This is a genomic window from Bacteriovorax sp. DB6_IX (assembly GCF_000447775.1).
Classification (GTDB): domain Bacteria; phylum Bdellovibrionota; class Bacteriovoracia; order Bacteriovoracales; family Bacteriovoracaceae; genus Halobacteriovorax_A.
The window spans coordinates 1-10,694 of record NZ_AUNJ01000284.1; the positions used below are offsets into that span (position 1 = coordinate 1).

Below are 10,694 nucleotides of genomic sequence, written 5' to 3' on the forward strand. Positions count from 1 at the left end.
ATTGGAATTTACTTACATTCAATTGTAGGAGCTTACCTATTAAAAGAAGTTTACGAAATACCCTGATATGGTAGAAGATCCGAAAGAGATTCTGCTTTTTATTTTTATCGCAGGCTTCTTGTCATGTATAATTTCAGCTAGCTTTGGAGCCTTAAGTCTTTGTGCTTTTGATATTGTACCATGGGATTATTTCTTCATTACTTGGTTTACTTGGTGGGTTGGAGACTCTATTGGAGTCTTTCTTATGGCGCCATTAACTTTAATGATAATCCGAAATCATAAAAAAGCCTTGCAAGCAACTGTCCCAATTATTCTCTTCTTAACTATTGCCATTAGTATCTTTATTTACCGTGAGTCGTTATGAGCAGGGGATTATCAATACAACTTTAAAACAAAAGGCCGAAGAAGTTTGACGATCACCTCGCGCTTGCTATTGAAGATTATATTGAGTTCCTAGTTTTTACGAGACAGTATATGGAGAACTCTCAAAAGACGACTATTGACGAGTTTAAGAGTTATACATCCCATATTTTTGAATCACATAAAGGTATTCATGCCTTAGAATGGATTCCTATCGTCGAGTCCCAGAATCGCGATTATTTTGAAGAAAAAGCAACAGAAGTTATAGGAAGAAAGTATATTATAAGAGAGAGAAATGAGTTGGGAGATCTTGTTCCAGCTTCAAAAAGGGATAAGTATTACCCCGTCTATTTTCTCTACCCAGAAAGAGGAAATGAGAAGGCTTATGGTTTTGATCTGGGATCTCAACCTGATCGTGTAGATGCGATAAAGAAGGCACTTCGAAGTAACTCAGCTACGGCAACCAAGGCGATTCATTTAGTCCAAGAAAGTCAAAAAGCGCCTGCATTCTTAGTCTTTGTTCCTGTTCAGAAGTCAAATATTGTGAATAGCTTTATTTTAGGTGTCTTTAAAGTCAAGGAATTGGTTGATGTTGCCCTTAGAAGTGTATCGGTAGAGGGATTGAACTATGAAATCTATGAGCAGAGAAATGGTCATAAGAATATCCTTTTAAAAAAGGGTGATAGCGAAAAGAAAAAAGTTCTCTTTTCTCACGAAGTGAAAGTCGCTAATGAAGTATGGTATATCAATGCCTGGCCAGATCAAGACTATCTACTTGCTAATAAATCTTGGACCACATGGATATTCTCAACTGTGGGGCTTCTATTAACAGGATTTTTTGGGTTTGTTCTATTAACAACTCTTGGCAAGGAGATGCAGATTCAACGAGAGGTTGATAAGAAGACGGAAGAGCTAAAGAAAGTAAATAATATGAAGTCTACTTTCTATGCCAATATGTCACATGAGATTAGAACACCGATGAATGGTATTCTCGGTATGACAGACTTGATTCTTATGAATAAGAATATTGACTCTGAAACTAAGGAATTGGCACAAGTTATTAAGAACTGTGGTCACTCCTTACTGACGATTGTTAATGATGTTCTCGATTATTCTAAGATTACTTCTGGAAAGTTAGTGATTGAGAAACATGATGTAGAAATTCGCCGAACTCTAGATGAGGTCATCTCACTCTTTCGCTCTCAGGCAAATGAAAAGGGAATTGAGCTTGAGTCCTCTGTTGATGAGGATGTACCAGAAATGATTTCTACGGATATCGTTAGGTTTAAGCAAATTATAAATAATCTACTCAGTAATGCGATTAAGTTTACAAGCTTGGGAAGTGTTAAAGTCCATATCTCTTTAGAGGAAAAAATTGAGGATGAGGCCAACATTAATATCTCGGTACAAGACACTGGAATAGGACTTAGTTCAGAGTCTCTTGAAAAAATACTTCTTGTCTTTTACTCAGGCCGAGTCTTCAACCACTCGTGAGTATGGAGGAACGGGACTTGGGCTCTCGATTTCAAAATATCTTGTAGAGTTACTTGGTGGGCAAATTCGTGTCAAAAGTAAGAAAGATGAAGGAAGTACTTATTCTTTTAATATCCTAGCGAAGGTTGTAGAAAAAGGAAGTGAAAGGGTTGAAAAACAGAATGAGTTAGAAAAGATTTTAGCAGAAGATTTTCCGCTTGAAATTCTGCTTGTCGAAGATAATTTAGTGAATCAAAAATTTGCTGTTCTTCTACTCAAAAAGCATGGTTATCACATAGATGTTGCCAATAATGGTCATGAGGGAGTAGAGGCAATTAAGAAGAAGCAGTACGATTTGGTTCTTATGGATATGCAGATGCCTGTTATGGATGGAATTGAAGCAACTCGTCTCATTAGAAGAGACCACAACCGAGAAAACCTCTTCATCTACGCTATGACTGCAAATGCCTATCCTGAAGATAGGCAGAAATGCTTTGATGCTGGTATGAATGGTCATCTTGCAAAACCTGTACAGGTGAGAGAGCTTGAAGATGTCTTAGTCTCTGTTTACACAAAGATTAAGAATCAGTCTTAGACAAGATTTGAGTTAATCTCTTCTTATTCATTATGAATTTTTTCTCGAACTCTTGGGCAAAATTTATCGCATCTGTTCTATCTTTGGCTTCCCCAACTTTTATGACTCCGGCCATTCCCATGACACCATGGTTCTTACATTCGTAGATATAGTAACCAGGATTATCAAATTGGACACTAATTTCTTCATTGGTTTTACCTGACCACTTTGTTACTTTGTCGCCAGAGTAAACGGAGTGGGTGATATGTCCTTTGGCCTTAGCGATAAACTTTACTTTATCACCAACTTTTAACTCCAAGTAGCTTGGACTAAATGTCATGCTTTGGCCATTATCAGAGTTTAGCATTTGAATTTGGTATTCTTTTGCTTGAATAGATATTTGAAAGAAAAGAATCGTCATTATTATATATTTCATTATTTTCTCTGTGTGAAAATGCCCAGTGCTAGGCACTGGGCAGGAGTTCTAACGTAGATCAAATCGATCGAGTCTCATGACTTTTGTCCATGCTTTAACAAAGTCACGTACGAATTTTCTTTTACCATCATTGGCAGCGTAAACTTCACCAATAGCTCTAAGCTCTGAGCTTGAACCAAAAGCAAGGTCAACTGGAGTTGCTGTCCATTTAACTTTTCCAGTTTTTCTATCAAGGCCTTCATAAAGACCTTCTTGAGAAGATTTCTTCCACTCTGTTGACATGTCATAGAGATTAACGAAGAAATCATTTGAAAGAACACCTGGTCTCTTTGTGAAGATCCCGTGAGTACTTCCATTTGAATTTGCCCCAAGCGCTCTAAGCCCACCAATTAAAACAGTCATTTCTGGAACTGTAAGAGTCAGTTTGTTGGCAGAATCTACAAGTGAAACAATAGGTGAGAAGTAGCTATCTTTAGAATAGTAGTTTCTAAACCCATCTGCTTTTGGCTCTAAATGTGAGAATGACTGAACATCTGTGTTGGCCTGAGAGGCATCTGTTCTTCCAGGGATAAATCCTACCGTCACATTAACACCCGCTTTCTTCGCTGCACTTTCAACTGCTGCAGCTCCTGCAAGTACGATAACGTCAGCAAGAGAGACTTTCTTTCCTGATTCAAGACTCGCATTGAAGTCTCTTTGTACTTTTTCTAACGTTGCAAGGACTTTAGAAAGTTCTTGAGGGTTATTAACAGACCAGTCTTTTTGAGGTGCTAAACGGATTCTGGCTCCGTTAACACCACCTCTCATATCTGTTCCTCTATAACTTGCTGCCGCGGCCCATGCCGTTCTGACGAGTTCTTGAACAGAAAGACCTGTCGCTAAAATTTTCGATTTAAGCGCTGAGGCCTCTGATTTGTTGATAAGCTTATGAGTCACTCTAGGAACTGGGTCTTGCCAAGAAAGTACTTCTCTAGGAACTTCTTTTCCTACGTAGCGTGCTCTTGGTCCCATATCTCTATGTGTGAGTTTGAACCATGCTCTAGCAAAGGCGTCTTCAAACTCTTTCGGGTTATTCAAGAATCTCTTTGTGATTTTTCCATAAGCTGGATCAAACCTTAAGGCCAAGTCTGTTGTGAACATAATTGGCTTATGTCTCATATTTGGATCATGAGCATCTGGTACAAGAGACTTGGTATTTTCATCAACTGGTTCCCATTGGATGGCACCACCTGGTCCTTCAACTTTTTGCCATTCGAAGTTGTAGAGGAATTGTAGATACTGCATACTCCATTGAGTTGGAGTCGAAGTCCAGGCACCTTCAAGTCCTGAAGTAATAGTATCAACACCTTTACCTGATCCACATTTATTCTTCCACCCTAGGCCCTGTTGTTCTAGTTTGGCTCCAGCAGGTTCAACACCTACACAGTTAGAAGGTTTCTTCTTTCCGTGGGCCTTTCCGAAAGTGTGACCACCAGCAATTAGTGCAACCGTCTCTTCATCATTCATGGCCATTCTTCCAAAGGCCTCTCTAATAGCATTTGCTGCGAGAGAGAAGTCTGGTTTTCCATCTGGTCCCTCTGGATTAACATAAATTAGACCCATTTGAGTTGCTCCAAATGGTTTTTTTAGTTTTCCATCTTTTGTGTGTCTTTTTCTTTCTAAGAATTTCTTTTCAGGACCCCAGTAAACCATATCTGGTTCCCAGTCATCCATTCTTCCACCTGCAAAACCAAATGTCTTGAAGCCCATGTCCTCTAGGGCAACGTTTCCAGCAAGTACCATGAGGTCGGCCCATGATAGTTTTGCTCCATACTTCTTTTTAATTGGCCAAAGAAGTCTTCTGGCCTTGTCTAGGTTGGCATTATCTGGCCAGCTATTGAGTGGTTCAAATCTCATCTGTCCACCGCTTGCTCCACCACGACCATCTGAAACTCTATATGTTCCAGCACTGTGCCAGGCCATACGAATAAAAAATGGCCCATAGTGACCGTAATCTGCTGGCCACCAATCCTGAGATGTTTTCATGAGTTTTGCGATATCATTCTTCACACGCTTAAGATTTAGTTTCTTAAACTCCTTAGCGTATTTGAATCTCTTACTCATTGGACTTGATTCAGCGGCATGCTGACGTAGTGGCGATAGATTGATCTTATTAGGCCACCAAAATAGATTTGACTTTGCTTCTCCTTCTTTCGCGTGAGACATGTGGTGTCCATTGTCCACAGATGAAGAAGAGCATCCAACTAACGATAGAACCGTTAGCAGAGGTACGATTTTGCGCTTCATTTATCCTCCCTTAGATAAAACAAGTGATTAAGAAGTTAAACTTCTTTGAATGATGTGCTTGGATAAATCATAAGAGTAGAGAAAATAAATTTATAATACAAAATCTCTATTGGCCGATAGGCTTCAGCTATAACTTAAAAAAATAACAGCTTAGCTTATGCTAAGGTATGTAATCTGTTGAAAAGAGTATGTTGTTAATTCTTTTGTTGAGAGCGAAAAAATATTGCTCTAGTGGAGGGCACAGGTATATTTGACCCATGCCCAATACTTGATTATTTTATATTCGTTTAAAGATATTGGCGTTTTGCTTTTTGAAGTTTTTCATAACTTTCGATGAGTCTTAGGTGCTTATCTAGACCTTTAAAGTTCATATCGGTCTCTGTTAGCCCGGTGAATTTGGAGTCTCCATTTATCGTATCAATACACTGATTTACAATCTCTAATCCAAACATTCTAACGAAGTTCTCAGTGTAGTCTTCTAGCTCAATTTCATCATTTAACACAGCATCCGAGACGATGTTGAGAACATGGTAGAAGCGCTTTCTGGCCGGAGCTAAATCATTGAAAGCGGCAATAGAATCAATATATGGTTTTGCCGTCTCTAGCTCACCAAGTGCCATATAGATCAATGCTTTTAGTTCTCCAATAACTAATTGCCCCCATTCTGAATTCTCATCAAAGGCAATTCCTATGAGTTCAGAAATTGGCATATTGTCATCAATTTCACTTTCTTCAAGTCTTGTGACTAGTGATTCGAGTTGTTCATCATTGAGTTGATGAATCGTCAGGATGTCTTCACGATAATTCAGCGCCTGATTATTATTATCCCAGATAAGATCTTCAGGAAGGTATATCTCAGAATAGTTTGGAACAAGAATACGACATGCCTTGGCACCGAGCTCTTCATAGTCTGCAATATAAACTTCTTTTCCCATCTCATTTAAGATTGTCATGAGGTAATCAAACTCTTCTTGAGTCGTTCCTGAAAAATCCCAGTCGGCAAACTCATAATCAGACTTCGAGCTAAAGAATTTCCACGAGACAACCCCTGTGGAGTCAATGAAGTGGTCTATAATATTATTGTGCTCACTAACGGCGAACTCATTGAATGAAGGAGCTGGTACATCATTGAGTCCTTCAAAGCTTCTTCCCTGGAGAAGCTCTGTTAAGCTTCTTTCGAGCGCAACTTCAAAACTAGGGTGAGCTCCAAAAGAAGCAAAAACTCCTCCTGTTTTTGGATTCATCAAAGTCACACACATGACTGGAAATCTTCCCCCAAGAGAGGCGTCTTTTACTAATATTGGAAAGCCTGATTCTTCAAGCTTCTTGATTCCCTCTACAATACTAGGGTAGCGATTAAGTACGTCTTCTGGAACATTTGGAAGTGCAATTTCTTCTGTAATAATTTGATTCTTCACAGCTCTTTCAAATATCTCAGAGAGACACTGAACTCTCGCTTCTGGGATCGTATTTCCGGCACTCATACCATTACTAACAAAGAGATTTCCTATGATATTCATTGGAATATAGATAGTCTCTTTATCAGATTGGCGCACGTATGGAAGTGCACAAATTCCTCTCTCTCTATTTCCTGAGTTGGTGTCATAGAGATGAGATGCCTTAAGTTCACCATCATTATCATAAGCAGCGAGTAGAGTTGAATCCATAAGCCCTTCAGGGATACTGTCATCTTGCGCTGGTTGAAACCATTTCTCACTTGGATAGTGGACGAAATCATCATTTGCAATCTTTTGTCCTAAATAGTAATCCGCATAGAAGTAGTTATTACTAATCCTTTCGAGATACTCACCAAGGGCCGAGGCCAGTGCTGAATCTTTTGTTGCCCCTTTTCCGTTAGTAAAGCAAATAGGAGAGTCTGCATCGCGAATATGAACAGACCAAACATGAGGGACTGGATTTCTCCAAGAAGCAATCTCAATATTAATTCCAAGATCACTCAGAAGAGTCGTCATATTTGAGATCGTCTCTTCAAGAGAACAATCCTTTCCTTTGATCATAGTTTTAGTATCTGTATTTAGAAATTGATCAAAGACTGCGTTCTCTTCTTTTCCAAGAATGTCTTTGGCATCAATTTTAAAGCCCGGTGCATTTTGGATAACTCTCTTAACCGTACATCTTTCCATTGAGGCCAGAATACCTTTCTTGTCTTTTTCAGAGATACTATCTGGTAACTCAATTTGAATATTAAAAGTTTGATTATAGCGATTCTCTGGATCGATGATATTATTTTGAGTGACTTTGATATCTTCAGTTGGAATATCTCTTGCCTTACAATAAACCTTAACAAAGTAAGCAGCACAAAGTGCTGACGATGCGAGGAAGTAATCAAATGGTCCAGGTGCTGTTCCATCACCCTTATAGCGGATTGGTTGATCAGTTACTATTGTGAAGTCATCAAAGCTGGCTTCAAGTCTTAAATTATCTAAAAATCTTACGTCTACTTGCATGGTGACTAACTAACATTAATTCGTAGCTTAAGACAGTAAAATCACTAAGGAGAGTAAGAGTTACATTATTCTAAGTACTTGAAACTTATAGCTTTACAAAGAACTCACTTAGTATGAAAATTTAGTAAACAATTTTAAGAAAGAGGCAAAATGAATTTTGATGAGTTAGTTAGCATCTTCATCGTTCTTTGGGCAGTTATTGATCCTATTGGAACTATCCCCGTTTTTATCGCCATCACGAAGAATTATGATGAAGTAGAGAAGGTGAGTATCGCTAAGAAGTCTACATTTGTTGCAACTCTCATCCTCTTTTTCTTTTTAATTGTAGGAGAGTTCATTCTTAAGAATGTAGGAGTTCCTCTTGCTGCCTTTCAAACTTCTGGTGGCGTTATTCTCTTTCTCTTTGCTATGAATATGATCTTTGGAAGTAGTAAGCCAGAAGAAGAAATTCAACTTGTAAAAAATGGAACAGAGACCGCTATTTTCCCTTTGGCCATTCCTTCGATTGCAGGACCGGGAGCAATTCTTGCAGTGGTACTGCTTGCCGATAGTGAGCGAAGCTCTTTCTTAAGTCAATCTAAGGTCGCGATTGTTCTCTTAGTGATACTCTTAATAAATTATATCCTTATGCGCTTAGCGAATAAAATCCATCAAAGAATTGGGAATTCAGGGGCCATTGTCATTTCCAAGGTTATGGGATTAATCCTAGCTTCAATGGCCGCGAATAATATTTTAATGGGTATCAAGACTTTCTTTAAGATTGCTTAAGCTTGTCTGCATTTTTAACCTTCCAGTTGAGATAGAAGCGATTAAATAATTGCTCAGCATCTGCAATTTCTGTGTTCTTAAGAGGGATTTTTATAAGTACTGAAAAGTCCTTTCCTTCATCGACAAGTACTTTTGACTTGGGATTAACTGATGGGACAATCAATCTCTCTTTATCACAGAAATTATTAATATTCTTTTTGGCATCTTCCAAGTAGCTTTGACAGAATTTCTCGCCTTCAGCGAGTATGGCCTTCTCAAAACTTGTCACGAGAGATTGGTTCTCAATTTTGAAGACAAATGACTTAATAGAGTATCCTTTAAAGTAGGACTCGTTCTTGAGGCCCTTAGAAAGCATCAAGCTATTTGGGATGGAGATGATATCACCTGTTGTTTGTTGAGAGTTTTTCTCCGGTCCAATTTCCAGAATCTTTGTTGTTAAAAGACTTTTCTCAATTACGAATCCACGATAACCATCAACTTCAATTCGATCACCAGTTTTAAAAGTATTGGAAATATTGACAAGTAGTCCACCTGTAATACACATGATCATTTCTTTAAATGCGAGAACGATGGCCGCTGCTACTGCTAAAATAGAGACAAAGAATACCTGTAACTGAGTAAACCATAGAAAGAAAATACACAGCACTAAAAAATAGAGTGAATATTTTGAAAACTTCTTTTGAATCAACTGCTTTTCAACCTTAGAACCAGGCCCTTTTGAGATTGCTTTGAGAGCAACTTTTCTTATTACAAGGTAGAAAACAAATAAGAGGAAAGTAAAAACTACTGTTTTTAAATAAGGGTACTTGGCAAATAGGTCCAAAGCTTTTGCAACCAAGGCTTCCACTAAGATTCTCCATGTCCTGAGTTTAGAGGACGTAAAATTTTATGCTCATTCAAAACCTTATTACCTCTATTTGTAATGTCGGACAAGAATGATTTTTCGTATTTTACATCAATGACATAGGCCTTGACACTAGCTTTTATAACAAAATTATTCGCTTGGGCCACTTCTTCAAAGACAATAGAAACTGGCTTTTCCAGGTAAACAAAACGACTTGTAATAACGACTTCATGAAGGAGGGCCCTAGCTTTCTCCAAGTTTTGATAGATTGAGAAGTAGAAAGGAATCACTACCATCATATCGAGAGCCCCACTATTTCCACTAGAGACTACATCTGTTAAGAATTTTGAATTTGGAATAGTGACTAAATTATCATCGAGGGTCACGAGGCGCACTGATCTTAAACCGATACTTTTAATTTCTCCATAGGTGTCGCCAAAGCTAACTCGATCTCCTACTTGAAAGGGCCTATCAAAGAGAAGGATAAAACCTGCAATCATCGAGCCCACAAGGTCTTTTAAGGCAAAACCAAAGGCCACGGCTGCGGAACCACCTACGGCAACGAGAAGCTCTTTAGAAGGTTGGAAAACATAGTAGAAGATTCCTAGAAATCCAAATAGATATGTGACAAAGGAGAAAACTGTTGTGACCTGTAAAATAACAAGTCTCTTTCCAGAGAACTTTTGCTGAAGTTTATCTGACCAAGCTGTTACTATTTTTATAATGATAAAGACGCATATGATAAGAAAGAGAAAGAGAAGAATCTTATCTAGCTTAAAAAAATCAAATATAATTAACGATAGGTCTTTATTAGTTTCCATAAATAAAATTCTTCACTTTTAAAAATCTGATTAAACTATGTTGAGTTGTAATATCAACCATATATCTGTGGCGTTCGTCTCTATAGAAGAAATTCCTTTCAAGAGCTATTTTAATCGCATTACGAACATATCCTCTTTGAAGATTTGTCGTCGACTCTATTTCTGATGCTGTGAGGTTTTCATGCTTAAGAACATGCGCAATGACAAAGAGTAGCTCATCGGGCATTTTCTCTTGTCCCGCTGACTCGAACTCTTTTGGGATATTAACATTAAAAGTTGTTCTATTCTTTCTCGAAAGTGCCGTCATCCAAAGGTAGAGCGCAGCACGAGGATTACCTCGCGAAAGTTCCCATAGAAGCTTAAAGAACTTAGATTCAATTGAAGCATACTTATCGATTTCATCCTGTGACCTTGTAGCACTAATGAGAAGGTCATATGAGAGTTTAAATTTTGTCTTATTATGTCTTTTCATAATAAGCTCTTTTATTTTTGAGTCACTCCAACCTTGAAGTTCAAAAATATTTCTAAAGAATTGGGTTCTACCAAAGGCCCTATCAAGAAATAACCAGCTATATTTATTAAAAGACATAACCCAGAAGATATTCTCTGTATTTAAGTTGATGAGATTGATAAGCTCGTAATAGGCACTGAATCCCCCCGTTTG

At 38.2% G+C, this 10,694-nt stretch carries 9 protein-coding genes and 1 pseudogene; 4 read left to right on the top strand and 6 right to left on the bottom strand.

The genetic code is table 11. The features are described 5' to 3' along the window. Positions 1-58: 58 nt before the first annotated feature. The 3 genes and pseudogenes from M901_RS08325 to M901_RS18205 form a co-directional block, all read left to right on the top strand. Positions 59-364: pseudogene (locus M901_RS08325) on the top strand (MASE1 domain-containing protein); the annotation flags it as partial. Positions 365-474: 110 nt separating this feature from the next. Next, on the top strand, positions 475-1,854 hold the full coding sequence (locus M901_RS08330; RefSeq protein ID WP_021277756.1) for a CHASE domain-containing protein: 1,380 nt from the start codon (positions 475-477) through the stop codon (positions 1,852-1,854). Further along, positions 1,817-2,428, top strand: a complete 612-nt coding sequence (locus M901_RS18205) for a response regulator (RefSeq protein ID WP_021277758.1) — start codon at positions 1,817-1,819, stop codon at positions 2,426-2,428. Before M901_RS08330 ends, M901_RS18205 begins: the two co-directional genes overlap by 38 nt. Here the strand turns inward: M901_RS18205 and M901_RS08340 are convergent. The 3 genes from M901_RS08340 to M901_RS08350 all read right to left on the bottom strand — a co-directional run bounded on the left by M901_RS08340 (position 2,412) and on the right by M901_RS08350 (position 7,597). Further along, positions 2,412-2,843, bottom strand: coding sequence for a plastocyanin/azurin family copper-binding protein (locus M901_RS08340; protein ID WP_081653402.1), 432 nt, complete (start codon positions 2,841-2,843; stop codon positions 2,412-2,414). The genes M901_RS18205 and M901_RS08340 overlap by 17 nt on opposite strands. A 48-nt stretch (positions 2,844-2,891) precedes the next feature. Continuing rightward, positions 2,892-5,129, bottom strand: coding sequence for a catalase/peroxidase HPI (gene katG, locus M901_RS08345; RefSeq protein WP_034721388.1), 2,238 nt, complete (start codon positions 5,127-5,129; stop codon positions 2,892-2,894). A gap of 287 nt (positions 5,130-5,416) precedes the next feature. Continuing rightward, the gene (locus M901_RS08350) at positions 5,417-7,597 is read right to left on the bottom strand and encodes an OsmC domain/YcaO domain-containing protein (protein WP_021277752.1); all 2,181 of its coding nucleotides are present in this window, start codon (positions 7,595-7,597) and stop codon (positions 5,417-5,419) included. Positions 7,598-7,747: 150 nt separating this feature from the next. Here M901_RS08350 and M901_RS08355 point away from each other — a divergent pair, with 150 nt between their 5' ends. Beyond that, positions 7,748-8,365, top strand: a complete 618-nt coding sequence (locus M901_RS08355) for a MarC family protein (RefSeq protein WP_021277757.1) — start codon at positions 7,748-7,750, stop codon at positions 8,363-8,365. Here the strand turns inward: M901_RS08355 and M901_RS08360 are convergent. From M901_RS08360 to M901_RS08370, 3 genes are all read right to left on the bottom strand, one after another. After that, the gene (locus M901_RS08360) at positions 8,352-9,212 is read right to left on the bottom strand and encodes a mechanosensitive ion channel domain-containing protein (RefSeq protein ID WP_021277759.1); all 861 of its coding nucleotides are present in this window, start codon (positions 9,210-9,212) and stop codon (positions 8,352-8,354) included. The two genes, M901_RS08355 and M901_RS08360, sit on opposite strands and share 14 nt — an antisense overlap. Further along, a complete protein-coding gene (locus M901_RS08365) occupies positions 9,212-10,030 on the bottom strand; it encodes a mechanosensitive ion channel family protein (protein WP_021277751.1) in 819 nt (272 codons plus the stop codon). The genes M901_RS08360 and M901_RS08365 overlap by 1 nt, the downstream gene beginning before the upstream one ends. Beyond that, positions 10,020-10,694 (bottom strand): hypothetical protein (locus M901_RS08370; RefSeq protein WP_021277754.1); only part of this gene is annotated, 675 nt, incomplete at its 5' end. The genes M901_RS08365 and M901_RS08370, both read right to left, overlap by 11 nt.